Source organism: Paenibacillus sp. Root52 (assembly GCF_001426865.1).
GTDB lineage: Bacteria > Bacillota > Bacilli > Paenibacillales > Paenibacillaceae > Paenibacillus.
Map to the genome: position 1 here is coordinate 753,352 of NZ_LMFO01000001.1, position 25,693 is coordinate 779,044.

Consider the following 25,693-nt stretch of genomic DNA (forward strand, 5'->3'; position numbering starts at 1 on the left):
TATTTATCTAAATCAAATGTATTATCTAGCCTATTCAACGCACTCTTCCAATCAACCTTATATGCACTCTTCTTCCAAAGCCGCAACGAGTTCTTTCAACATTGCAACCGAGGATTGCAGCGATGCAGAGTAATAACGTTGTGTGCCCTTCTGCTCTACCGAGATCAGCCCTTTTTCAAGCAGTAACTTCAAATGGTGAGAAATGGCAGGTCGTGACAAGCTGGATTGTTCCGTGATTTCATTCACTGTCATCTTGCCTCGTTCACTAAGCATGAGCAGGATCGATTGTCGGTGGTTATCACTGAGTACTTGAAATAAAGGAATGCAATTCTGAAAAATATGTAGTGCTTGTTGTCCCATGATTTCACCTCTATAATTCATTCATCATTAGTCCGTTGGTTTAAACATTTAAACTTAATATATGAATATTACTACTTCTTTCGACAAACTGCAATGAAATTCAAGCAAATCACAATAAAATCGATGTAATATCATACTAAATCAATATAAAGCGCTTCCACAATATTATACTTGTATGGTAGTATGTTAGTAGAACGAACTTGAAGATCAGTAAACATTTGATTTTCGGGTAACGCACCACTACAGCTTCATGTCAGGCTTCAAAATAGGTACATATTTAAGGTTACACCGCCTTACCTGCTTTACAGCATGTTGTATCGCTCTAACCCTATCGCTCGCACAACATTGGCGTAATGATGCAACCATGCTTTCCTACTAAACTTGATGAGGTGAACGTGATGAAAATGGTTTTTCGCTGGTTTGGCGAAGGCAATGATACGGTATCGCTGGATCACATCCGGCAAATTCCGGGTGTCGAAGGCATTGTGTGGGCATTGCATGATGTGCCGGCAGGTGATGAGTGGCCGATGGACAAAATCTTGGCAGTCAAAGCTGCTGCAGATCAAGCTGGATTACATTTGGACGTGGTCGAAAGTGTTAACGTGCATGAAGATATCAAATTAGGACTACCAAGCCGTGATCAATACATTACCAATTACAAAAAAACGATGGAAAAGCTAGCCCAAGTCGGTGTTAAGGTGATTTGTTATAATTTTATGCCCATCTTCGACTGGCTACGTACGGATCTTCATAAGGAATTGGAGGACGGCTCCACTGCCCTCTTCTACGAGAATAGCAGGATTGCTGATATCGAGCCGTTGGAGCTCGTTCGTAACATTACGGAAAATTCTTCATTAACTATGCCAGGCTGGGAACCTGAACGCTTGCAGTATTTAACAGGACTTTTTGAAGCCTATAAAGATGTAACAGAAGACGATATGTGGGAAAATGCTCGTTATTTCTTACAGGAGATCATCCCAACCGCTGAACAATTAGGCATCAAAATGGCGATTCACCCGGATGATCCACCTTGGCCAATCTTTGGTCTGCCTAAGATTATAATTAATCAGGATAATGTAAGAAAATATCTTGAACTATACGATAGCCCGAGCAACTGTGTGACGTTATGTAGTGGTTCGCTTGGAGCTAATCTAGATAATGACATTATCGGAATGATCCATGAATTCAAGAATCGTATTCCTTTTGCTCATATTCGTAATGTTAGAGTCTATGACAACGGGGACTTCATCGAGACTTCTCACCGTAGTAAAGACGGCAATGTTGATATCGCGGGTATCGTCGAAGCCTATCATGATATTGGGTATGAAGGGTACGCCAGACCAGATCATGGACGTCATTTATGGGGTGAACAATGCAGACCGGGATACGGACTCTATGACCGTGCGATGGGCATTATGTATCTTTGGGGCGTGTGGGATTCTCTACAAAGGAGGGCAAAAGTATGAGTGACTTCATCGGTGAACGCACCTCTCGATTGGAGGGGAAAGTCGCTGTCATAACAGGAGGCGCAGGTGTGTTGTGTCGTTCGATGGCTGAAGAGCTTGCTCGTCATGGTGCCAAAGTAGCTATACTTAATCGTACGGTATCTAAGGGAGAAGCCGTCGTCGCTTCGATCGAAGCTGCTGGAGGTACTGCGATTGCAGTGGCTTGTGATGTTACTCAAGCAGATAGTGTGCAGGCCGCGGCCGCAGCAGTGCTTGAACAGCTGGGTCCCTGTGACATTCTGATTAACGGTGCTGGTGGCAATAACGCCAGTGCCAATACAACGAACGAGATTTTCAAGCTTGAAGATCTAGACCAAGCGGATGTTACGACTTTTTTTGACGTTAGTGTAGAGGGTTTCCGTCAGGTCATGGATCTCAATTTTGTCGGCTCACTTATTCCTACACAGATCTTTGCAAGACAGATGGTCGAACGGGATGTGCAGGCAACCGTCATTAACATTTCGTCGATGAGTGCCCCTTCGCCTATGACCAAAGTTCCAGCGTATAGTGCAGCTAAGGCAGCGATTAACAACTTCACACAATGGCTCGCTGTGCACCTAGCTGAATCTGGTATACGCGTAAATGCGATCGCACCAGGATTCTTCCTCACAGAACAGAACCGTAATCTGTTATTGCAGCCCGATGGCTCACCTACCGAACGTTCTAGCAAAATTATTGCACATACGCCAATGCGTCGTTTCGGTAAACCGGAGGATCTACTCGGCACATTGATGTGGCTTGCGGATGACCGTCAGTCTGGCTTCGTCACGGGCACCGTTATTCCGGTGGATGGCGGATTTATGGCTTATGCTGGCGTGTAGGTCTCTTCTACTCATCTCGTTTGCGGTAAACAGTCCCATTTAATAATTCTTTCTTCATATAATCCGAAGTTGGGTGCTCATCCCGCTTCGGATTTTTCATGCTTCGTTCCTGCACTTCTTCATTTCGAATAATATCCAATAACGTAGGAAAAACTTGTTATAGTTCACAGAAAAGTGCTAAAGGTATGACACTTCTCTACGAACCTATTGGTCACACATTCAAATCCGCTGATTGTTGGATGAAGTGAAGGCTGGTGAACACGACATGATGGAAGAAACATGGGTCGTTGCAGTACGTTCCATAATCGCATTTCTGACGCTGATGATCTATACCAGAGTACTAGGTAAGCAGCAGATGGGCAATTTAACCTACTTTGATTACATTAACGGTATTACGATAGGTTCCATTGCAGGAACGTTTGCGACAGATTTATCGTCGAAGGCATGGATTCATTTTGTGGCACTAACCATATTCACGATGGTTACCATTATCTTTCAATATATAACGCTGAAGAATCGTACCATTACGAAATTGCTGGACTCTGATCCCACTTTGGTCATACAGGATGGCAAAATCCTTGAACAAAACCTGAACAAAATGAGGGTTAAGTTCGATGAATTGACCATGATGCTTCGCCAGAAGGATGTATTCGATATTACCACTCTTAGTTACGCGATCCTTGAACCAGATGGGAGTATCTCAGTTGTACTCAAACCTGAACATCAACCACTAACAGCGAAAGATATGAATCTGCACCCACCCAAAAGCCGGTTGATGACCGAATTAATCATTGACGGCGTTCTAATTAAACAAAACCTGAAGGAACGTCACAAAGATATGAACTGGTTGACCGAGCAATTAAAAAAGAAAAAAATAACGATTCAGGATATTGCATTTGCCGCCATTTTGCCAAACGATAAGCTCTACATCGATCTCTTCCAAGATCATTTCTCCGAGAAAACAGATATGGGAGATTACGAAGGCCCTTTCTAATATAACGTCTCCCCGCTCTATTTCCAACTTTAAGAACAGAACGCTCCGTTCATTCCGATGCAGGAGGGCTTAAATGAAAACACGATTCTGGTTGCTGTATGTCGTTCCAATTACCTTAATTATTTTGTTTTGTGCTATTCTCGCATCTGGATCCTTTCTTAAAAGACCTTTCGGTACGGAGGATCGTTTATTGGCGTCGATACAGTCACTAGAGAAGCAAGTACAGAACAAGCAATGGCCTGAAGCCAAGTCTGAAGCAGAGTATGCCATGAATGCGTGGGATCACATCGTCAACCGTATCCAGTTCAGCGTAGAGCGTGAAACCATCTATGATATTTTAGGCACGCTTGCTCGAATCAAGGGTGGCGTTGCTGCGCAAGATGATCAGGCACTCCTGGAGGAGATTTATTACTTTTATGCCTTGTGGGATAATATAGGGGACTAACTATGTATGTAACGCAGAAAAGGACTTCCCGGAAGACGGGAGCCCCTTTCATTTTTGTTCAGTCATTTACTTACTTAAACTACGAGCACGCGATGTTCGGCCACTACTACTTTCTTTCCGGAAAAATAACGCTAATGCGCCTTTGGCACACCAGAGTGCAAACAAGGCGAATAATGTTCCCCAGAACATCGCAGGCATGAACGTTTGCTGTGCGAGATTAGCTGCATCCCCTGCTCTAGAAGGCTGTGTCCAGGACAGTAATCCGACATACATTGCACTCAAGACAGACTCTTCTAAGGTTAAGAATGCGAGGAATAGATAATAGAACTTCACGATCTTTGCACCAAAGATCATAATGACTACATTTAAGGCAATAAAACCGGTAAGCCACAGCATCCCAAACTCTCCTCTTACATAGAGCAGTAGAGACACAAGGGCTATAGCTGTAATAATGCCCAGACCCCACATGTGTCGTCCTTTCCGATATAGATAGAACAACAACCAAGCGAACAATGATGCAGAGATATAACCTGCTAAGGAGACAAGAATGGATCGCCCTGGTGTGAGCATCGTGGAATAGGTGACTCCACTGTGATCCGCGTACAGTTCAATCCGTAATACTTTGCCCGATAACAACAACGTTGCCAGCGCATGACCGAATTCGTGAATCATCGTATCTAGGTTTCGAAATAACGATGAGAATGGAATAAATCGTGTGAGAAATACAGAGACGACTAGAAATAGGATTGTTTTGAGCCATTTATTCAACTACCTTCCCACCTCCCTTACCACAGAAAAATGATGCATATTCCCTATATTACGTTGTAGAAGAGTGATTCGTTTCCTTATTAAAATGAGCAGCACATTGCTGCATCCACCAACAGAAGCTACGATTGTGTCCTATGAAAAAGGAAGAGAGATCATAACGCCCACTGCCTGTCTCCAATGTAACCAGAAGTCTATGACGCATAATCTGTATCGCGTATTGGACGAACCGATCTGCTGCTTCACTTTTCACCAGTGTAACATACGCATAGAGTGAGTGATCGATAGGTTCATCCAAGGGACTTACACCTGCACAAGAAAACTCCGTAGCAATCCCTGCATGCTGAAGTAGAGTGAGTGCCTCAGCAAGCTCGACATCGACCTCTACACCATTCCATAGGCTCGTCCTTTTCGGAATTACGGTGTGTTTATCACGCTCTGTCCAAGACATTAATTCTAACTTACGTCTTCGCCATAGGTGAGCAGGCTGGTCACTCAGAAGCTCTTCTTGATCTGCACTCGCCTGAGTTGTGGTGTGCATGCTTGTCACTGTGGAATCAGATCCGTTTATATCGTGGTGTAGACTTGCTTCTGTTACATCTAGTTCTGGATCAATACTCATAAAAGGTTCCCCCTACTCCCGTTTCATATCCGGTTGCCTTAGACAACGAAGAGAGCACATCCCTGTGCTCTCTGCTTCGCCAGTCGGCAAAGGAATGACATCACGTGCCTTCCTCAGCTTATTGTATTATTGTACCTCTTTCATTAAAATGCATCAAATCCGATGTTTATTCGTTGAGCGCGAGCTTTAATGCTTCTAAGTTCTGTCTCATTACGCTAATGTAGTCCATTCCTGCTGCAATCTCTTCCTCCGTCAATCCTTCAATTGGGTTCAACACAGCCGTCTTCGCACCTACTTCATTTGCAATTGTCTCGGATACTTTAGAAGAAACGAGCGTTTCGAAGAAAATCGTTTTTACCTGATGTTCCTTTGCAAAATCGATTACGGATGCCATCTGTGCTGCGGATGGTTCCTGTTCAGGAGACAATCCTGCGATAGGTACTTGTTGCAATCCATACTCCTGTGCAAGATAGCCAAAAGCAGCATGCTGCGTAATAAAGTCTTTTCGCTTGCTATCTGTGACAGCTGCCTTGAAATCGGTATCCAATGTTTCTAGTTTAGCGACGTACACATCCGCATTTTGTTTGAATTGTTCAGCATACTCTGGCGCAGCTTCTGTTAAACCAGCTTCAATGTTACGAACTTCTTGTATTGCTAATGCCGGTGACAACCATACGTGTGGATCAAGTCCACCGTGATCATGACTATGGCTATGGGAATGCTCTTCTGTTGCTTCGTCCGCATGGTCGTGATCATGCTCCTCCGTAGCTACTTCGTCTCCATGATCATGAGCATGTTCTTCTGTCGTCGCCGATTCAGCGTGGTCGTGATCGTGGTCATGCTCTTCTGCTGTTCCTTCGCTGGCATGATCATGGTCGTGGTCTTCCGCTTCTGCGTCACCATGGTCATGCTCTCCGCCTTCAAGCAGGTTGATGCCCTTACTTGCTTCGACTTGTATCAGTTTGTCATTGCTCAAACTGTCCTTCACTTGATCAATCCAAGACTCCATACCAGCTCCGTTGTATACAAGCACATCTGCTTTCTCAATGCTAGCCATATCTTGCGGTGTTGGCTCCCAATCATGAGGCTCCATACCAGCTGGAACAAGTGTATGTACATCTGCCAGGTCACCCGCGACATTTTTGGTGAATTCATACATAGGATAGAAGCTGACTTGCACATTTAATTTACGTTCCGTCGCTGCTGGAGTACTAGCTGTAGAAGGATCTGGCTCCGAAGCGGATTTTGTCTGCCCACAACCTGCGACAACAAGTGCGAGGCTGAAGAAAAGTCCAAATGCTGCTGTTTTGCTGAATTTCATATTATATATTCTCCTTTGAATGGATAGATAGTATGGCTCTTTGTTGTGTTTTTGCTACGCGGTGACGTTTACGGTTATATAGTGAAACCAGCTTTTGCGCTGATATTCCAGTCAACAGAAATACCAACAGGATTAGTGCAATCGTACCTCCTGGTGGTGTGTTCAAATGATAAGAAGTTGTCAAACCGCTAAAAATTCCGATAAGTCCTGTGATCACAGCAATAACAATCGCTGTAGCAAAACTGCGTGATACTCTTAGTGCGAGTGCTGCTGGTAGCACAATAAGTGCCGATACGAGCAACACACCAACAATAGGCATGGCTGCAGCAACTGTCATTCCTGTCAGAACGGCAAATGCGAACGATAACCCTTTAACCTGAACGCCACCGATCGAGGCTGTCTCTTCATCAAACGTTAAATTGTATAGTGGTCTTCGAAGAACAATGAAAAAGGCTAAACCGATAACACATACCACGACCATCATCAGTAGCTGAATATTACTGACGGCAACAATTGAACCGAACAGATAGGAACTGAAGGTTTTGGACAGATTGGTTTTCAAACTCATAAGAACAACGGCAAGTGCAAGTCCTGATGTCATAATAATAGCGACAGGAACTTCACTATAGGTTCGATAACTTCTTCGCAATTGTTCAACCAGTAATGCACCAATGACCGCAACGGCGAAGCCGCTGATGACTGGATTCAGATTCATAACCGAACCAAGCGCCACGCCTGCTAGCGATACGTGGGATAATGTATCAGCCATTAACACCTGTCTTCGAAGCATGAGGTAGACCCCCAGGATAGGAGCAATGACGCCAATTAATCCACCTGCCCAAAAGGCACGCTGCATGAATTCGTACTCAAACACTGCCATTCCTCACTTTCTTGACGCTCCAACGTGATCGTTCGATCTAATCGGTTGCCCATCTCTTCTAGACCATGTGTAACCATAATGATCGTGAGGCCGTGAACATCTGCGTAGTGGCGCATCAAGTCATAGAAGCCTTCCCGACTGCGTCGATCCATCCCCGTTGTCGGCTCATCTAACACCAGCACCTGCGGCTGACCTGCTAGAGCTCGTGCAATACAGATACGCTGCTTCTGTCCACCGGATAGTTCACCTACCCGCGTATTCCTGTATTCCCACATACCCACTTCGCGAAGACTGCGCTCCACAATCGCTTCCTGTTCGGTGGTAAACCTACGAAATAATCCAAGCTTGCGATAACATCCTGATCGGACCAATTCAATCACGGTGCTGGGGAAACCGCTATTGAATGAAGCCACCTGCTGAGGCACATAACCAATCTCTAACTTTTTACCGCGGATATTCTGTATGTTCATATGTACCGAACCGCTCCAGGGCTTAAGCAGCCCTAGCAGCAATTTCAGCATGGTTGTCTTCGCAGAGCCATTGGGGCCAGTGATGCCTACGAATTCTCCCACATGAATATCTAATGACAGTTGATCAATGACAGGCTCTTTACCATATCCAAATACGACATCACGCATGGAGGATAGTATCATGTCTCTTCCTCTTTTCGTAATTATTACGATTTAAAAACGACAAAAAAAATTATCGTGTTTCCCGGTGAATCGTCATCTTCTTCAAACGTGGTGAATACTTCTTCATCTCAAGGCGCTCGGGATGGTTACGTTTATTCTTCGTGGTTGTATAGTTGCGATCTCCGCACTCGGTGCAGGCTAATGTAACAATGACTCTCATGGTTGTTGCCTCCTCTTATCTAATCGTAATATTTACTATTTAATGATACTAGCCTATGCTTTTTCTTTTGTCAACTCTTTAGCTTCTATTCCACTGTGGAAAAGGATCCTTCAGCTCTCTCCAATTCATATGCATCTCTTCTTCAGTTAGAAGTGTCTCATCGAGCGTACGCTCAATCTCTGCCCGATTCATATCAATGCCGATAAATACAAGTTTGGTTACACGGTCTCCCCAATCATCATCCCAGTCTGGAATTGCTGGTAGTGTGTCGCCAAAGTGCAATTGCCGCTCTTCTTCACTCATCGCTCCTACCCATATTCCTGCTGGCGAGAGCTGCTTCGATGTGCCTGCATGACTGAAAGAGATCGCCATATGGTTACGTGTAGCCATCCACATCAAGCCTTTGGAACGCACAATCGATTCAGGCCACTTGGCAATCCAGCGAAGTAAGCGTTCTGGGTGAAATGGGCGTTTACGATGATATACAAAAGAATGAATGCCATACTCCTCTGTCTCTGGCGTATGTTCTTCTTTCATCAGTTCACGAATCCAACCGGCAGACTGACTTGCTTTTTCAAAATCAAATCGCCCTGTGTTCATTATCTCTCGCGGATCGATCTGACCATGTGTCGTCCGAATCAATTTGGCTTCCGGTTGCATCGCATGTAGTGCTTTTTCGAGTTTAGACAGTTCTTCCTCCGTAGCCAGATCACATTTGTTGAGGATGAGCACATCACAGAATTCCACCTGATCCGTAAGTAGATGCACGATTCCACGCACGTCGTCCTCGCCTGCTTCTTGTCCACGATCCTTTAGTGTCTCCTTAGAGTAAAAGTCACGCCAGAACTGAGCTGCGTCCACAACCGTTACCATCGTATCCAGACGAGTAAATTGAGTGAGATCAATTCCAAGCTCCTCATCAATATACGTAAACGTCTGGGCAACAGGTACAGGCTCACCTATGCCCGTAGATTCGATCAATATGTAGTCAAAGGAACCATCCCATGCAAGTCGTTCTACCTCTTTCAGCAGATCCTCCCTCAATGTGCAGCAGATGCAGCCATTAGACATCTCGACTAGCTTCTCATCTATACGGGATAATCCACCGCCATCCCGAATTAAGCCAGCATCGATGTTAACCTCACTAAGGTCATTTACGATGACCGCCACACGCATGCCTTCGCGATTATGCAGTATGTGATTGAGCAACGTTGTCTTACCTGCGCCCAAATATCCGCTTAAGACGGTTACGGGCACCTTTTCTTTTATTTTTTGATCCGACATCTCTACTTCCTCCAATCAAATGGGTTCGTTACATTGCACACGTAATCCTTCTAATCCATGAAGTGTACCTTGATGAACCTTTTTTAATCGTAATCATTACGATTAAGGACTTACAGAAATATAACGTATTTGTGTATAGCTTGTCAACTCTATGGAGATCTCGCCTTCATTAATCGTAAAAATGTTGATTAGAGTTAACAAATGATGTATGTACCTGAACGTACAAGCATATATTCTAGCAAAGTCTCAGTTGTGGAGGTCTGTTTGTAATGAAGATGGCAGCCAATGTGAAGCTCTTAACGTTCCTTATCCCATGTGCCTTTCTTGTTCCTGTGCTTATTACACTGGCTCCTGATCTGAGAGCTGCTTGGAATAGTGAAGCTTTGCAAAATATGAAAACCATTTTCGTCAGTATTTTCTTAGAGGCAGCCCCTTTTCTGCTAATGGGGGTTCTTCTATCATCACTCATGCAATGGTTCGTATCCGAAGAAATGGTGCGTAAGCTCACACCCAAAAATCCCATTGGCGGAGTGCTCGTTGCTGGACTGTTGGGCATTATCTTTCCCATCTGTGAGTGCGGTATGATCCCTGTCGTGCGGAGACTGATGCATAAAGGCATGCCGGCTTATATCGCGGTTACCTTTATTCTGAGTGGGCCAGTGGTCAACCCCATTGTATTTACAGCTACGTTACTTGCTTTTCCCTCGCATCCCGAGATTACAATTGCACGTATGGGGCTTGCATTCGCTGTAGCAGCTTCCGTGGGTGGTCTAGTATATGTGTTCGTTCGTCGGAACCCGCTCCGCACGCCAAAAGCAGCCATTACCGATGTGAAGACACATCCCGGTTTTAAGATGGCTCAACCACACTCTCACGGCAGTACCCATGATCATAATCATGTTAAAAATTGGCGTAGCTTCTTCATTCATGCTGGGGACGAGTTCGTGGATATGAGCAAATACTTAGTGATTGGTGCCTTGATTACTGCCTGTATCCAGACCTTTATTAGCCGAAGTGATCTGATCTCCCTTGGTAACGGGCCTGTTGCTTCCTATGTCTTCATGATGGGCTTTGCCTATGTATTATCCTTGTGCTCCACATCCGATGCCTTTGTGGCCTCGGCGTTCTCACATACGTTCGCACTGGGTCCGTTAGTTTCCTTCCTTGTACTCGGCCCAATGCTTGATTTCAAAAGTACTTTAATGCTGCTCTCTACCTTCCGTACTCGCTTTGTTATTGGACTTAGCCTAGCCATCATTACACTTGTCTTCGCCGGATCATGGTTAATTAATATGCTGGCATGAACCTGATTGTATGTGAAGGATCAATCAATAAAAGAGGTGACGATAAGATGAATAATCCGGGTCATATGATGACGAGAAATATGTTCCCGAAGTCAAGTAACATCCAATGGCATAGTCTAATTCGTGCCGGCTGGATGGGTGGCATTGCTTTCTATATTTTTCACCTGAATTCAACGGATTCTCTTCATTATTACTTGGCACCCACGATGCAGAAACTACTGTTATGCTGTCCGATTCCCTTTTTATTTATTGCCATCATTATGGCGTGGCATGGTCTTTTCAGTAGAAGTGAGGTACATTGCGATTGTGAACACCCACCCCCTGCGGGATATGTCCGTAGTTCGGTCGTATACGGCTTAATTGCCCTTCCCTTAATATTCGGCTTCTTGCTGCCAGATCAGGCTTTGGGTAGCTCTATGGCGAGTCAGAAGGGAATGTCGCTCACCTATGCGCCTCCGGAGATTCGGCGAAAGGAGCCTTTGCCTGATGCCGCAGCAAAACTGAACGTGCAGGATCTGAGCCAACAACAGCCAACGGTTACGACGGCATCCACAGCTGACGTACAATTTATTCCTCCAGATGAGTATAGTAGAGAATTTGCCGACTTAGCCGAGAAATTATATGTAGAGCCGGTTATCCAGGTCTATCCTGAGGTTTTCTCCGAAACGCTTGGTACGATCGACATGTTTCAGCGCCAATTCGCAGGCAAAGAAATCTCGTTAACAGGATTCGTATATCGTGACGAAAGTATGGAGCATGAATCTCATTTTGCATTAGGCCGATTCCTTGTGATGTGCTGTCCAGCGGATGCTGCCCCATTTGGCGTGATGATTCACATTGAAAACGCAAATACCTTCCCGACGGATAGTTGGGTACAAATTAATGGCACAATAGGTTCTGCTCAAGTCGATGGCAAAGACACCATTGAGATACGGGCTACACAGGTTACACCTGTATCCGAGCCATCCACACCATACATTTACACAAGTGCAGATTCGGTGTTGGCGTATGAGAAACGGAATAGCAATTAACGGAGGTAATTGTTCAGCTTAGATCGAAAAATACAACGGCAAACACGAAATGCAAAAAACACACTATACGCTAATAGTGTGTTTTCTTCTGTACATATTTATTGTTCTGTACTTCTTTATTGGGAGAAGCTCTTTAACCAACCATTCCAGGCTTGCGTGTTGGCTGGCTTTCCAGAATCGTTTAACTTCATATACTCCAAAAGCTGATCCAAACTATTGGATTGATTATCCCGATATTCTTGGATAAATTGCAGCATGGCTTTGTATACAAACAGATCTAAAGGAGAGTAAGAGAGCGTGTCATTCGAGCTTCCATCACCATTGCCGTTCCCACCATTATCAACCGGTGCTTCAGAAGGTACACGAGTTACAGCATCCGCATCAGTAAACGTACCTGTATCTCCAATGTACGTAGGGTAACTAATGGCGATCTCTCCAGTGAGACTATTGCCCACTCGACCAATGTTCGGTTTCTCGAGTGCTGTAATTATACCTTGACCATTCACAATTCCTTTCAGAGCTGAAATCGTTATTCTCGTTGGGAAGTTGCTAGGTACAGCTAACGGATTATACTGAATGCTCTGCCCAGTGCTGTTATCTACGAAAATAGGCATGACTGTCTGGTAAGTCGGTGTGATATCTAATTCTTTGACTGCTGATCTATAAGCTGCAAATGCATTGGGAAATTCCTGTGTTGTAAGAGTGCTTGGCCAAATCGTCCGATGAGGATACGTATCAAACTGTATTTTTCCATATTTGTCCGTATGTACACTATATACATAGTGGATCACGCCACTCATAAACGTACCAAGATCATTTATTCTTTCCCCTTGCCGGTTTGCCGTTTTAACGGTAGAAGGGACAATAATTGAATTAATTGTAGCTACCTTTTCGATTGTATGGTTTGCATCATTAATCCGCGCACCTGCACCAAAGTATTCATTCCATTTGTTCACCAGATACATTTGGGCATCCGATGACCATTGTAGACTGTACTTTCTATTCGTTCCCCATAAATCATTGTAACCCTCAATGGAAGACGTAATCTCAGATTTCGTCGTTGCATCGGCATCTTGCCATGCTTGTTTTCCGAAGTGATGCACCTGCTCCATAATACTAGGGTCGATATTCGTTGCATTCTCCGCAGCTGCCAGAAGCACGGTTCCTCCCCATTGCATGATTGCGCCCGCTTCCAGTTCCCCTGGGGCAAAATTAGAACTTGCTGCTTCAGCCTTGAATTGCACTGTTGATGCGAATAATAGAATCATGATACTTAATACGATACTTGATCTTTTAACAAACTTTTGCTGAGATTTGCTAAACAACGTAAACTCCTCCTACTCGTATGTACTTCATGAAACTCTACACATTTAAAACCTCAGGAACATTTGGTTCTTGTTAACTACCCTACTTCTTCCCTCCTTAAAAGGTAAAATATAACTCTAATATTATCTCAAATCATCGTGTTTACGTAAATAAAAAATTACATAGCGGAAGCAAGATAAATGCATCCTTGTTCTGTAAAAGAAAATAACCCCCGCACCTATGTCGTACATAGATTCGGGGGTTGTGTGTTCAACCGCAAACTCGGCTGAATGAATTGAACTATTCGGTTACGATATCATGCACCAATACAGGGGCATCCGCTTTATCTGCAATCGTAATATTTTCTTTAATCTTCGCGATTACATCTGCCACGTCTTCACGATTAGCGTGGATCGTTACGAGTGATTCGCCTGCTTTGACAGGGTCACCCACTTTTTTGTTCAACATCAGACCAACAGCAAGATCGATCTCGGACTCTTTGGTTGCACGACCCGCACCAAGCAACATCGCAGCTGTACCAATCTCATCCGCAACGATTCCTGATACGAAACCGTCTTGGTCTGCAGGTACTTCAATAAGGTATTGAGCTTGTGGCAATCGATCTGGATGATCCACGACAGTAGCATCTCCGCCTTGATTGGCTAAGAAGTGTTTGAATTTCTCCAGTGCTTTACCGTTCTGGATTACTTCTTTCAACTTCTCTTCAGCTTGCTCAAGAGAGTCTGCTTTGCCAGCGAGGAATACCATTTGGCGTCCAAGTGCTAGACACAGCTCTTCCAGATCTTTAGGCCCTTTACCTTGCAGTGTAAGAATCGCTTCTTTTACTTCAAGTGCATTACCAATGGCTAGACCCAACGGTTGGGACATGTCAGAGATCACGGCCATCGTTTTACGTCCAACATTGTTACCGATGCTCACCATGGCATGTGCAAGTTCTTTAGCATCTTCTGCTGTTTTCATGAATGCACCAGCACCTGTTTTCACATCCAGTACGATGGCATCCGCACCTGCTGCGATTTTTTTACTCATAATGGAGCTAGCGATCAGTGGAATGGAGTTCACGGTAGCTGTTACGTCACGCAAAGCATATAGCTTCTTATCCGCAGGCGTAAGGTTACCACTTTGTCCAATTACTGCTACCTTGTGCTCGTTAACGAGTCGAATGAACTCTTCTTTTTCAAGCTCCACGTGAAAACCAGCAACGGATTCAAGCTTGTCTGTCGTTCCACCTGTGTGACCAAGTCCACGACCGGACATTTTGGCAACGGGCACATCAAGCGCAGCTACGAGCGGCGCCAGTACAAGCGTTGTTGTATCGCCGACGCCACCTGTGGAGTGCTTGTCTACTTTGATGCCTTCAATGGCAGACAGGTCAATCGTTTCACCCGAATTCACCATCGACATCGTCAGATCGGCACGCTCTTTGTCCGTCATATCGTTGAAAAATACAGCCATCGCCCATGCGCTGACTTGATAGTCAGGAATCTCTCCTTGTGTATATCCTTGAACGACGAAGTCGATCTCTTCTGTTGTTAATTCTTTTCCGTCACGTTTCTTGGCGATAATGTCTACCATTCTCATGATGCTCTCTCCTTGTGTATGTTGATTTTACAGAACACTTTGTGCGGAGTTCGTTCCGGTAATGGATCGTTCTTTCGATCGCTGTTGTCTTCACATTTCTCTGAATCACCTCTAATGAGGTTGAAATGTGAAGACAAAGGCGAACGCTTCGCTTCTTCAGAATCGATTCCATTGCCTCCACTCCGTGCTTCGAACAAAAGTTTCGATAAAATCAAATTATTTTTAGTGCAGTAAACCTTTATGCGGAGTCTGTTTCGGTTCTGGATCGTTCAACGTTCTTTCAATCGCTGTTTTCTTCATATTTCTTGAATCACCACGATTGAGGTTGAAATGTGAAGACAAAGGGCAACACTCGCTTCTTCAGAATCGATTCCATTGCCTCCACTCCGTGCTCCAAACAAAAGTTTCGATAAAATCAAATTATTTTTAGTTCAGTAAACATGTTGTGCAGTATGCGTACTGGCAATGGATGTTCTTTTACAAAGTAATTGCAGTGTCCAGAGCAACAACCATCATGTCATTGAACGTTTTTTGGCGCTCTTCTGCTGAGGTTTCTTCTCCTGTAAGCAAGTGGTCGCTTACGGTTAGGATTGTAAGTGCATTAACACCGAACTTGGCAGCAATGGTGTACAATGCTGTTGTTTCCATTTCTACGCCAAGCACCCCATGTTTCATCAATTTTTCCGTTACGGAACGGTCGTCGCGATAGAAAGAATCGGAACTGAAGACGTTACCGACGTGAATCTTCATCCCTTTAGCTGTAGCACGGTCATATGCTTCTTTGAGCAATGAGAACGTAGCGATTGGTGAGAAGTCATATCCACCGAATACGTGTTTATTCATACTTGAATCTGTACATGCTGCTTGTGCAAGGATAACGTCACGTACACGTACATGCTCCTGCATTCCGCCGCAAGTTCCTACACGAATCAAGTTTTTTACACCATATTCACTAATCAATTCATTTGCATAGATAGCAAAGGACGGAATCCCCATCCCTGAGCCTTGCACCGAGATGCGGTGCCCTTGATATGTACCTGTGAAGCCGAGCATACCGCGAACCTCGTTGTAACACACAACGTCTTCTAGATATGTGTCAGCAATGTATTTTGCGCGCAATGGATCTCCTGGCAAAAGAATCGTTTCAGCAATATCTCCAGGTTTTGCTCCAATATGTGTACTCATAGAATAATCTCCTCCAATATGTTATATACGTCCGTCTATATAATGGACGAGGAACCGGAGTAACTGTCCCTTACCCCGATCCCTGACCATGGTTTGCACTTCAAATTCATGCGTTTATCGAATTCTCGAACAAGTTAGAGTAATTTCATAGATCCGTTTAGTTCAACCTTTACGTACTTACTTCAGATCTTTCAAGAAGCTTGTACCATACTCCGGCATTTTCACACCAAAGTTCTCCGCTACGGTCGCACCAAGGTCAGCAAAGGTGCTGCGCAGGTCAAGCTGTTTTCCCTCACTGAAGCGTGGGGAGTATGCCAGCAATGGTACATATTCACGCGTGTGGTCTGTACCACGATATGTTGGATCATTACCATGGTCGGCTGTAATCAGCAGCAGATCGTCGTTTGTCATTTTTGCAAAGATCTCTGGAAGACGTGCATCATAATCTTCAAGGGCTTGTGCATACCCTTGTGGATCACGACGGTGACCATACAGCGCGTCGAAATCTACCAGATTCAAGAAGCTCAGACCAGTGAATTCTTCATCCATCGTTTCAGACAACTTGTCCATTCCATCCATATTGGAAACGGTACGAACAGATTTGGTTACACCCTCACCATCATAGATATCCGCGATTTTACCAAGAGCGATAACATCAAACCCGCCATCTTGAAGTTCATTCATTACGGTACGACCAAATGGTTTGAGCGCATAGTCATGACGGTTCGCTGTCCGTTTCCAGTCACCTTCTTCACCTACGAAAGGACGTGCAATAATACGACCCAGCATGTACGGATCTTCAAGCGTAATTTCACGGCAGAACTCACAGATCTCATACAGTTCCTTCAAAGGAACGACATCTTCGTGCGCTGCAATTTGCAGTACCGAGTCAGCCGACGTATATACGATCAGTGCGCCCGTTTCAACATGCTCAGCACCTAGTTCATCCAGAATTTCCGTGCCGCTCGCAGGTTTGTTGCCAATCACTTTACGACCTGTTTTTTCTTCAATGCGCTGAATCAACTCATCCGGGAACCCATTTTCAAACACACGGAAAGGTGTATCAATATACAAGCCCATGATCTCCCAGTGACCTGTCATGGTATCTTTACCTTTGGATGCTTCCTGCATTTTGGTGTAATACGCTTTAGGCGCAGCCGCTACAGGAATACCCTCGATTTCTTTGATATTAGATAGTCCAAGACTCGCCATATGTGGCATCTTCAGACCTCCGCGTTCACGTGCAATGTGACCGAACGTATCTACATCAAAATCATCAAAATCTGCTGCATCCGGCGCTTCGCCGATTCCTACAGAATCCATAACGATTAGATGTACTCTTTTGAATGTTGACATAAATGAAGCACTCCTTCCAATAATCCAGCTTACAAGTACAGTCCAGTGATGATCGCAGACAGCACGCTGACAAGCGATGCACCATAAAGCAGCTTCAGACCGAAGCGGGCCACCACATTACCTTGTTTCTCATGAAGTCCTTTAACCGCACCGGCAATAATACCGATGGAAGAGAAATTGGCAAACGATACGAGGAAGACAGACACGATTCCGGTAGTTCTCTCGGACAATGCTGTCTGACTACTAAGGCTAAGCATTGCGACGAATTCATTGGATACCATTTTCGTTGCCATAATACTTCCCGCTTGAATCGCCTCTTTCCAAGGGATCCCCATAACAAAGGCAAAGGGTGCAAACACATAACCGAGCAGTTCCTGGAATGAAATACCGAGCACCGCACTGAAAATACCATTAATTAAGGCGATCAACGCGACAAAACCGATGAGCATCGCAGCAACCACTATGGCTACCTTGAATCCATCTAGAATGTACTCACCTAGCATTTCGAAGAACGATTGCTTCTCCTCTTCCTGAACCTCCAATATATCTTCTTCCGGTGTAACCTGATAAGGGTTCACAATAGAAGCAATGATAAAACCGCCAAATAAGTTGAGCACTAATGCCGTCACTACATATTTCGGATCAATCATCGTCATATAGGCACCGACAATAGACATCGATACCGTGGACATCGCTGAGGCACATAAAGTATACAGCCGATGTTTCGGCAGTAACCCAATTTGTTTTTTTACGGATATGAACACTTCAGATTGCCCCAGAATAGCAGAAGCAACCGCGTTATATGATTCCAGTTTGCCCATTCCGTTGATTTTGCTTAATACTAGACCAATATATTTTATAACAAAAGGCAAGATTCGGATATACTGTAATATCCCAATCAAGGCAGAGATGACCACAATCGGCATGAGCACGGTCAAAAAGAACGGACCACTTCCACCATCTGCTCCAATGGTTACTAAGTCACCGAATACAAACGCGATTCCCTCATTCGCATAATCCAACAATGCCTTAAAAGCAGTAGAGAATTTACCAACGAGAAACGTACCCGCCGCTGTATTTAGCAAGAAGTATGCCAGTATAATCTGTAAAACAATCATTACCGCAAGCGGTCGGTATCGAATCTGTTTCTTCCCGTTGCTGGCGATATAAGCCAGCCCAAAAACAACAAGTAAGCCGAGTATGGCGATTAGAAATTTCATGTAATCTCTCCTTTGAAGGTAGTTAAGCCAGTTGTGCAATCAGCTCAAAGGTTTCTGTTCATGGATTGTAGTGAAAATGAAATAAATTTTCCGAAAAACGAATGAAGCGCTTTCAATATATCACTACGAATTGCTGTATTTTATGTGTCCTGTCCATCTAACCCGCATAAGCTTGTAAAAACAATGATATGCGGGCATTCAAGACAAGCTCAATTCGTTTACATCACTTCGTTAAACTGTAATACAGATAACATACAACGAAATGAGATTTCGTTTTGATTAATACGAAGCCGTAGATTGTCCACCTTGCATGATTTTAACGCCAGAGCTCGCGCCAATTCGTGTTGCGCCTGCTTCGATCATTTTTTGCATGTCTTCGAGGCTACGAACGCCACCGGACGCCTTCACACCTACATCTGGACCTACCGTACGACGCATCAAAGCGATATCCTCAGGCGTTGCTCCACCAGTAGAGAATCCAGTTGATGTTTTGACGAAGTCAGCTCCAGCTCTTACAGCTGCTTCACATGCACGGACTTTTTCATCATCAGTCAACAGGCAAGTTTCGATAATAACTTTGACCAAAGCTTTACCTGCGGCCGCTTCAACCACTGCACGAATATCTTGCTCAACGTAATCGTCTTTACCGTCTTTCAATGCGCTAATGTTAATGACCATATCCACTTCTGTTGCACCTTTAGCAATGGCATCTGTCGTTTCGAATGCTTTTGTTTCAGAAGTAGAAGCTCCCAAAGGGAAACCAATAACCGTACAGATATCAACGCCTGTACCTTTTAATTGTTCAGCAGCATAAGCAACCCAACCTGGATTCACACATACGGATGCAAATTGATATTGTTTTGCTTCTTCTGTCAGTTTAACCATCTCGCTCTGTGTAGCGTCTGCACGAAGCAAAGTGTGGTCGATCATTTTAGCTAATTGTGGTGTAGTCATTCATATCTCTCCCTTTATATAAACGATGTATTCTATATCCTACACTAACATGAACATATGTAATAATCAAACTGAACTTTTGTTCACGATGTGCGAATGAAGCACTACTGAGTTATAACTAATCCTTGTACTTACCCAATTACTGCACATCTTAGCTTTCGCTCTACACAGCAAAACATCCGCCATGAGAACATGGCAGATGTTGTCACTCTTCCAATTAGAGACGAAGCAAAGCTTGGGCTGTGTACTGATCCGTAACTAGAATGTTTGCATACTGGCCTTGGAGTGCGGCATGAATTGCTTCAATTTTGCGTTGGCCACCTGCGACAAGAATGGATTTCTCCTTATTTTTCAGCTCAGACAGGTCGATACCTACTGTTCTGCTATTGATCTCTTCACTGATTAATTGGCCTTCACTATCAAAGAAACGAGAGCAAATATCACCCGCTCCTGTATGTATCAACAGTTGCTGCTCCTCTTCACTGAAGTAACCGAGTTTGAACAAAAGTGCATCTTCCTTCACTGTGCCCACCGTAAAAATGGCGATATTCGCTTGCCGGCCAAGCTCTACAATTCTACCGATATGTCGATCAGCTTCCACCATGTTCTTCACTTCGATAGAATCAAAGATCACAGGTAGGGGCAGATATCGAGGCACAGTATGGAAAGCTTCCGCAAATAGATGTACGATATCAGCTGCATAGGTATTCACATGCGAGTGACTGACGCCTCCCTTTAACTGAACAACCTCTACGCCCTTCACCTGTTTAGGACGAAGCTGGCGAGCGACAGCATGCATCGTTGTTCCCCACGTTACACCAATAATATCCGCATCTTGAACAGTGTCCTGAAGATAATCAGCAGCTCTCTTGCTGATCTGCTTCTGGATTTCATCATCGCTCTTCAGAGGTGCGAAACATACTAGCGCTGTTTCGAGATCATATTTAGCTTTTAATTCCCCAGCAATAATATCGATATCCTCTAAAGGATCCATAATCTCAATCCGGACATAACCCCGGTCTTTGGCATACTGCAACAGTCGAGATACGGTCGGACGTGATACACCGAGCCTGACCGCAATATCCTGTTGGCTATAATCAGACTGATAATACAATTTGGCTGCTTCTATACTTAGTCGCTGTTTCTCCAGATCTATTCCCATGTGTGCTCAACCCACTCATCTTCGTTATCGTTAGAAACCATACGTATCTTGTATATCTTATACATACATTATCAAAATAACCCTAAGCGAACAACTAATAACCGTTTAGTAATCCATTTCATGCCTCCACACATCTTCATTGAATCAATATAAAAAGCCCACTTGCATATCTCCATGAAAGGATGCAAGTGGGCTCACGTATATTATTTTAATTTTATTATGAGAATGAAGTGATTATGATTGACCGGATTTAGACCTGCTCATCGTCTCAAGCTTGCGCGTAATCGCAGTACGATCCACTTTCAGTCCCCAGATCGACTCGATAATCTGTTCTTTATCCTCAGCATCCTCAGCATGCTTTAACTGGATTAACAACGCGTGCATCTGCTCATTTATATCTTCAAACTGCATCCATAGATCATGTCTTACTTCCATAGAATCCAGATGGCGATTAGCTTCAACTTCTTCTTTCAATGCAGTTAGAATGGATTGTTCCCATTCCGTATCCCCTAATTGCTTAGCCATATTCAGGAGATCCAGATAATCGTCAACAAGAAGCGAGTTCAATTCAGCATGTGTTTTCATCGTTTATTGCATCCCCTTTTCGTCTATTTACCAAGTATTATACTCGGTATTTCAGGATATGCAATAGGTGGTGAAAAAAGATGGATGTAATTAACTCTCAGATTGTAGAGCCAGAGCCACTTCACGAACGAGACCAGGAAACCAGTCCATCAATGATTCAAACGTATAACCTGCTTGTTCAGCCTTATCTGTACTCATCGTCCAAGATTCACTTATGCCAAAAGGTGACATATCTTCCTTACCTGTCTCGGATAGAATCTGGGACTGCATCCCCGTTACGGATTCAATTAGCTTCATCATTTCTGATAATTTAATCGCTCCTTGCGAGGCAGCATTAACCGGTCCAGTAATGGAAGAATGTCCAAGCCAGGCGAGGAATCTAGCCGCTTCCGTAGAATTGATGAATCCAATCTCGGCTTCCGGATTCGGCATGCCAATCGGTTTTCCCTTTTGCACATGTTCAATATGAAAATGCAGTCGTCTTGTATAATCATCCATCCCTAACACAATCGGAATTCGCATGGCAACAACCGGAAACTCGGCTTCTTGGAAAAATACAGCCTCAGCAAGACGTTTGCCTTCCCCATAAGAAAACTGTTCATGATTCCCATATTGCAGCGGGTAAGTGTATGGATCAAAGTCATCCTCTGTAAATCCCGGTTTAGGATCACCGTACACAGAGAGGGTAGATGTTAGAACATATCTTTTGGTTCGACCAGCAAATGCTTCACATGCTGATTTGGCAGCATCGGGTGAATAACAAATATTGTCATACACCACATCCCACTGGTCTGTTTGAGCAACCTTTGCCAAAGATTGTGGATCTTCCCGATCCATCTTAATCCGGTTCACTTCACTTCCGAAATCCACACGCGTTTTGCCCCGAGTTGCCACTGTGATCTGTGATTTACCTTCCCACAGCAAGTGATCCACCAGACGTTTGCCGAAGAAGCGTGTGCCCCCAAGAATTAATACCTTTTGCATCCGGTAACCCTCCTTCTACCTATTTATCATTTGGAAAAACAAGTCCGATTTGTTTCCGGATTTGATCCATAACTAACATGGTTTCATAGGAACGTTCATATGTGTTCATATCCGATTCTAGTTTACCCGCTTCAACGAGGTTTACGAACTCTTGAACTTCGTAGAACATCGTTGGATAATTTTGCTCTGCTTCTAGTTTTTCCACCGTACCATCATTGTATCGAATCTCGGCATGTTCGGGCGATCCAATTTTATCAATTAAAATACTGCCGAGTTCACCCATAATTTCAGTAGGCACATGTGAATTAGAGATTTTGGAATAGGTTACAACCGCGTCCATCTCATCATAATTCAGAATAACACTCCCTTGACCATCCACGCCGGATGTCAACATATACGCCTGGGATTGTACTTGATTAGGGGCACCAAACAGCGTAATCAATGGATATAGACAATATACGCCCAGATCCATAAGTGCGCCATTAGCTAGCTCTGGCTTAAATGCATTTAGCACAATGCCCTCCTTATACTTGTCATAGCGTGAAGAGTACTGGGAGTATCCTGCAATATACTTGCGAACAGGTCCAATTTTATGAAGGTTCGACTGAACCGTTTTGAATGCCGGTACTAGTGTTGATTTCATCGCTTCCATTAACAGAACCCCGGATTCACGAGCAGCATCCACTAATCGGCGAACTTCTTCACTATTTGCAGCTAGCGGTTTCTCGCACAATACATGCTTCCTATTTCTTAGAAACAACTCTGCCTGCTCCGCATGATATGTATTAGGCGTTGCGATATATACGGCATCAATCTCATCACTCGCTGCCATCTCTTCGAGATTCGTGAATCGGTGTGCAGCCTTGTATTGATCTGCAAATGCATCTGCTTTCTCAGCACTTCGAGAGTATACAGCAGTCAGTGTAAAGCCCTCCACCTGTGCTGCGGCCTCAAGTAGTCTTTCTGTAATCCAGTTGGTGCCTACGACTCCGAAACGTACCATGCTTACCTACCTCTTTCATTTCTATATTATTGTCCATTGTAGCTTAAATTTCGTTCAGAATGAAGTCACCCTGCTTAACCGCAACGAACAGGAACAGCCTGGAATCCTTTATACAAGGACACCAGGCTGTAATTATTAATATAAGTAAACTTATTGATCAAGCGTGTAGAGAGGAAGATTCTCCGGCAGTGGAGCCGGACGCTGACAAGTGCTTTTCATTTGATAGAATGTCTGGTCATCCGACGAATCATGGAATGCCCACATGGCTTCTAAGACATGGTACGCAAGCTCGCCGCTCGCTCGATGTGCCCGGCCACTATGCGCTGCATATGCCATATCCGCGACACCAATTCCGCGTGTGTTTTCCTGGTATCCTGGCAGTAGAGGTACCTCAGTCCATTCTTGCTCTCCAAGAAGTCTATAACGGACCGGACCTCCGAAGGTATTAGGGTCAGGTACTTGTAATGTACCATGCGTTCCATAGATCTCAATTGGAGGCAGCACACTGCCCCCAAACACATCGAAGCTTGTAATGAGTGTACCTATGGCGCCCTGTTCGAACTGCAGCAAGCCTGTTACATGTGTTGGAATCTCAACAGGAATGGTTTGTCCTCGCTTTTTCTCACTCGTAATTGTCCGTTCGTTCATTGCTTTACCCGTCATACCAGCAATAGTTGAAATCGGACCCAGAAGTTGCACCAGTGCTGTGAGATAGTACGGTCCCATATCAAACATCGGCCCGCCACCTGATGCATAATAGAACTCAGGATCCGGATGCCAGTGCTCGTGACCTCTGCCCATCATGAAAGCTGTTGCTGAAACAGGTTTGCCAATTACACCGTCTTCAACTAATTTAAGAGCAGTTTGAATGCCTGAACCGAAGAAAGTTTCGGGTGCACAGCCCACCAACAATCCTTTTCTTTTGGCTGTCTCTAGTACGGCAAGACCTTCTTCACGAGTAACCGCAAGTGGTTTCTCCACATACACATGTTTGCCCGCTTCCAGTGCTTGCAGACACACATTCGCATGAACGGAAGGAATAGTCAGGTTGATAATCAGTTCAATCTCAGGATCCGCCAGTATTTCTTCTACCGTATACACGTTGGGAACTTGATAAGCTGCTGCTTGTTCCTCAGCTCGCTTCTGATCTAGATCTGCAACTGCTACGAGTTCAAGCACGTCAAACCGATGACAATTCTCCATATAAATGCCGCTGATTTTACCACAGCCAATAATGCCAACTTTCATAACGCTCATACTTGGGCTCCCTTCGCCATCGAACAGAAATGTGGAAACATAAAATTATGTTTTTATATGATTATTCTGATACGTAAACGCTTAAAATGGTTGATACACGTTAGTTATAGCCCAGCATGTTAGTGGGTCTACTATTGTCCCTTAATCTCATTACGTTTGGTTGTCAGCCATACCTGTATACACTTCAGTCTTCGTATCTTTATTTTGCTTCGCAAGTTGTTTGCCTGCGGCTGTCCATTTGAAGCCACTTCTCATCATCTCGGTTACCTGCTTCATCTCAACGATATCGGCATGATGTCCAAGTGAATTATAGAATACACGCCCTGCTCCCCAGCGCTTCGTCCAGACGACGGGCATGTCTACAGGTCCATTTGCGGCGTGAGGGCCATTAACGATAGGAAAACGTGTTGTTGCTAATACTTCTACAGCAGGGTCTACATGAAGATAATACTGCTCTGTTTTTACTTGAAAATCTTCAATGTGGCCAAGCAGTGGACTTGAGCCACGCTTCATATTAATGGTGTACTCTACCCCATCGTTACCTGGATGTGCGACCCACTGGCCACCCGTCATGAATTGCCAATCTACATTATTACGGAATGCATCACACATCCCACCATGCAGACCTGCCAAGCCTACACCACTCTGAACTGCTGCAGACACGTTGTTGACCAGTTCTTGTTCAATCTGTCCCATTGTCCAGAGCGGTACGATCAGATCTAGACCAAGCAGCTTCTCAGCGTCTGCATACGCCTCAAGTGTATCAGACACCTCAACCTCGAACTGCTCTTCCTTCAGAATACGTTCAAAAATGGCTGCTACCTGCTCCGGTTCGTGTCCATCCCAACCGCCCCATACGATCAATGCTTTACTCATCACCTAATCACTCGCTTTCC

At 44.4% G+C, this 25,693-nt stretch carries 27 protein-coding genes; 6 read left to right on the forward strand and 21 right to left on the reverse strand.

Annotation, left to right across the window (positions count from 1 at the left end; all coding sequences use genetic code 11):
* Positions 1–57 precede the first annotated feature (57 nt).
* Entirely contained in the window at positions 58–360 is a 303-nt protein-coding gene (locus ASD24_RS03175; protein WP_056691371.1) for an ArsR/SmtB family transcription factor, read from the reverse strand.
* Positions 361–758: 398 nt separating this feature from the next.
* Between ASD24_RS03175 and uxuA the strand changes: the two genes are divergently transcribed.
* Together uxuA and ASD24_RS03185 are read left to right on the forward strand one after the other, a co-directional pair.
* Complete coding sequence (uxuA, locus tag ASD24_RS03180) at positions 759–1,826, forward strand: mannonate dehydratase (protein ID WP_056691374.1); 1,068 nt, start codon at positions 759–761, stop codon at positions 1,824–1,826.
* On the forward strand, positions 1,823–2,686 hold the full coding sequence (locus ASD24_RS03185; RefSeq protein WP_056691377.1) for an SDR family oxidoreductase: 864 nt from the start codon (positions 1,823–1,825) through the stop codon (positions 2,684–2,686). The genes uxuA and ASD24_RS03185 overlap by 4 nt, the downstream gene beginning before the upstream one ends.
* A 7-nt stretch (positions 2,687–2,693) precedes the next feature.
* Here the strand turns inward: ASD24_RS03185 and ASD24_RS31280 are convergent, their stop codons facing one another.
* Positions 2,694–2,825 (reverse strand): hypothetical protein, encoded by a 132-nt coding sequence (locus ASD24_RS31280; protein WP_268795307.1) that lies wholly within the window; start codon positions 2,823–2,825, stop codon positions 2,694–2,696.
* A 105-nt stretch (positions 2,826–2,930) separates the two neighbouring features.
* Here ASD24_RS31280 and ASD24_RS03190 point away from each other — a divergent pair, with 105 nt between their 5' ends.
* Both ASD24_RS03190 and ASD24_RS03195 read left to right on the forward strand, forming a co-directional pair.
* Positions 2,931–3,680 carry a DUF421 domain-containing protein gene (locus ASD24_RS03190; RefSeq protein ID WP_235540371.1) on the forward strand — a complete coding sequence of 250 codons (750 nt, stop codon included), beginning with the start codon at positions 2,931–2,933 and terminating at the stop codon, positions 3,678–3,680.
* 73 nt (positions 3,681–3,753) lie between these two features.
* Positions 3,754–4,125 carry a DUF4363 family protein gene (locus ASD24_RS03195; protein ID WP_056691382.1) on the forward strand — a complete coding sequence of 124 codons (372 nt, stop codon included), beginning with the start codon at positions 3,754–3,756 and terminating at the stop codon, positions 4,123–4,125.
* A 66-nt stretch (positions 4,126–4,191) separates the two neighbouring features.
* On the opposite strand, the gene ASD24_RS03200 is transcribed toward ASD24_RS03195, so the two are convergent.
* From ASD24_RS03200 to ASD24_RS03230, 7 genes are all read right to left on the reverse strand, one after another.
* The gene (locus tag ASD24_RS03200) at positions 4,192–4,893 is read right to left on the reverse strand and encodes a M50 family metallopeptidase (protein ID WP_056691385.1); all 702 of its coding nucleotides are present in this window, start codon (positions 4,891–4,893) and stop codon (positions 4,192–4,194) included.
* A 49-nt stretch (positions 4,894–4,942) separates the two neighbouring features.
* Positions 4,943–5,512, reverse strand: a complete 570-nt coding sequence (locus tag ASD24_RS03205) for a hypothetical protein (protein WP_235540306.1) — start codon at positions 5,510–5,512, stop codon at positions 4,943–4,945.
* Positions 5,513–5,678: 166 nt separating this feature from the next.
* Positions 5,679–6,833: a metal ABC transporter substrate-binding protein gene (locus ASD24_RS03210; protein WP_056691387.1), complete on the reverse strand. Its 1,155-nt coding sequence runs from the start codon at positions 6,831–6,833 to the stop codon at positions 5,679–5,681.
* A 1-nt stretch (position 6,834) separates the two neighbouring features.
* Positions 6,835–7,713 carry a metal ABC transporter permease gene (locus ASD24_RS03215; protein WP_056691390.1) on the reverse strand — a complete coding sequence of 293 codons (879 nt, stop codon included), beginning with the start codon at positions 7,711–7,713 and terminating at the stop codon, positions 6,835–6,837.
* Positions 7,659–8,366 carry a metal ABC transporter ATP-binding protein gene (locus ASD24_RS03220; protein WP_056691393.1) on the reverse strand — a complete coding sequence of 236 codons (708 nt, stop codon included), beginning with the start codon at positions 8,364–8,366 and terminating at the stop codon, positions 7,659–7,661. The genes ASD24_RS03215 and ASD24_RS03220 overlap by 55 nt, the downstream gene beginning before the upstream one ends.
* A 49-nt stretch (positions 8,367–8,415) precedes the next feature.
* Positions 8,416–8,565, reverse strand: coding sequence for a 50S ribosomal protein L33 (gene rpmG, locus ASD24_RS03225; protein ID WP_036613813.1), 150 nt, complete (start codon positions 8,563–8,565; stop codon positions 8,416–8,418).
* Between the two features lie 78 nt (positions 8,566–8,643).
* Positions 8,644–9,849, reverse strand: a complete 1,206-nt coding sequence (locus ASD24_RS03230; RefSeq protein WP_056691398.1) for a GTP-binding protein — start codon at positions 9,847–9,849, stop codon at positions 8,644–8,646.
* A gap of 269 nt (positions 9,850–10,118) precedes the next feature.
* On the opposite strand from ASD24_RS03230, the gene ASD24_RS03235 reads away from it, so the two are divergent.
* Both ASD24_RS03235 and ASD24_RS03240 read left to right on the forward strand, forming a co-directional pair.
* The gene (locus tag ASD24_RS03235) at positions 10,119–11,153 is read left to right on the forward strand and encodes a permease (protein WP_056691401.1); all 1,035 of its coding nucleotides are present in this window, start codon (positions 10,119–10,121) and stop codon (positions 11,151–11,153) included.
* Positions 11,154–11,200: 47 nt separating this feature from the next.
* Complete coding sequence (locus ASD24_RS03240; protein WP_056691404.1) at positions 11,201–12,184, forward strand: TIGR03943 family putative permease subunit; 984 nt, start codon at positions 11,201–11,203, stop codon at positions 12,182–12,184.
* A 116-nt stretch (positions 12,185–12,300) separates the two neighbouring features.
* Here ASD24_RS03240 and ASD24_RS03245 read toward each other — a convergent pair whose 3' ends face one another.
* The 12 genes from ASD24_RS03245 to ASD24_RS03300 all read right to left on the reverse strand — a co-directional run bounded on the left by ASD24_RS03245 (position 12,301) and on the right by ASD24_RS03300 (position 25,673).
* The gene (locus ASD24_RS03245) at positions 12,301–13,509 is read right to left on the reverse strand and encodes a hypothetical protein (RefSeq protein ID WP_056691407.1); all 1,209 of its coding nucleotides are present in this window, start codon (positions 13,507–13,509) and stop codon (positions 12,301–12,303) included.
* A 280-nt stretch (positions 13,510–13,789) separates the two neighbouring features.
* Complete coding sequence (locus tag ASD24_RS03250; RefSeq protein ID WP_056691411.1) at positions 13,790–15,091, reverse strand: pyrimidine-nucleoside phosphorylase; 1,302 nt, start codon at positions 15,089–15,091, stop codon at positions 13,790–13,792.
* Positions 15,092–15,568: 477 nt separating this feature from the next.
* The gene (gene deoD, locus ASD24_RS03255; protein ID WP_056691414.1) at positions 15,569–16,276 is read right to left on the reverse strand and encodes a purine-nucleoside phosphorylase; all 708 of its coding nucleotides are present in this window, start codon (positions 16,274–16,276) and stop codon (positions 15,569–15,571) included.
* Between the two features lie 177 nt (positions 16,277–16,453).
* Positions 16,454–17,632, reverse strand: coding sequence for a phosphopentomutase (deoB, locus tag ASD24_RS03260; protein ID WP_056691417.1), 1,179 nt, complete (start codon positions 17,630–17,632; stop codon positions 16,454–16,456).
* A 29-nt stretch (positions 17,633–17,661) separates the two neighbouring features.
* Complete coding sequence (locus ASD24_RS03265) at positions 17,662–18,852, reverse strand: NupC/NupG family nucleoside CNT transporter (RefSeq protein ID WP_056691420.1); 1,191 nt, start codon at positions 18,850–18,852, stop codon at positions 17,662–17,664.
* Positions 18,853–19,131: 279 nt separating this feature from the next.
* Entirely contained in the window at positions 19,132–19,806 is a 675-nt protein-coding gene (deoC, locus tag ASD24_RS03270; RefSeq protein WP_056691424.1) for a deoxyribose-phosphate aldolase, read from the reverse strand.
* A gap of 217 nt (positions 19,807–20,023) precedes the next feature.
* Entirely contained in the window at positions 20,024–20,962 is a 939-nt protein-coding gene (locus ASD24_RS03275) for a sugar-binding transcriptional regulator (RefSeq protein ID WP_056692531.1), read from the reverse strand.
* Between the two features lie 240 nt (positions 20,963–21,202).
* Positions 21,203–21,553: a hypothetical protein gene (locus tag ASD24_RS03280; RefSeq protein WP_056691426.1), complete on the reverse strand. Its 351-nt coding sequence runs from the start codon at positions 21,551–21,553 to the stop codon at positions 21,203–21,205.
* 90 nt (positions 21,554–21,643) lie between these two features.
* Positions 21,644–22,537, reverse strand: a complete 894-nt coding sequence (locus ASD24_RS03285) for an NAD-dependent epimerase/dehydratase family protein (RefSeq protein WP_056691429.1) — start codon at positions 22,535–22,537, stop codon at positions 21,644–21,646.
* A gap of 19 nt (positions 22,538–22,556) precedes the next feature.
* Entirely contained in the window at positions 22,557–23,540 is a 984-nt protein-coding gene (locus tag ASD24_RS03290) for a Gfo/Idh/MocA family protein (protein WP_056691432.1), read from the reverse strand.
* A gap of 150 nt (positions 23,541–23,690) precedes the next feature.
* Positions 23,691–24,797, reverse strand: coding sequence for a Gfo/Idh/MocA family protein (locus ASD24_RS03295; RefSeq protein WP_056691434.1), 1,107 nt, complete (start codon positions 24,795–24,797; stop codon positions 23,691–23,693).
* A 150-nt stretch (positions 24,798–24,947) separates the two neighbouring features.
* Positions 24,948–25,673 (reverse strand): ThuA domain-containing protein, encoded by a 726-nt coding sequence (locus ASD24_RS03300; RefSeq protein WP_056691437.1) that lies wholly within the window; start codon positions 25,671–25,673, stop codon positions 24,948–24,950.
* Positions 25,674–25,693 lie beyond the last annotated feature (20 nt).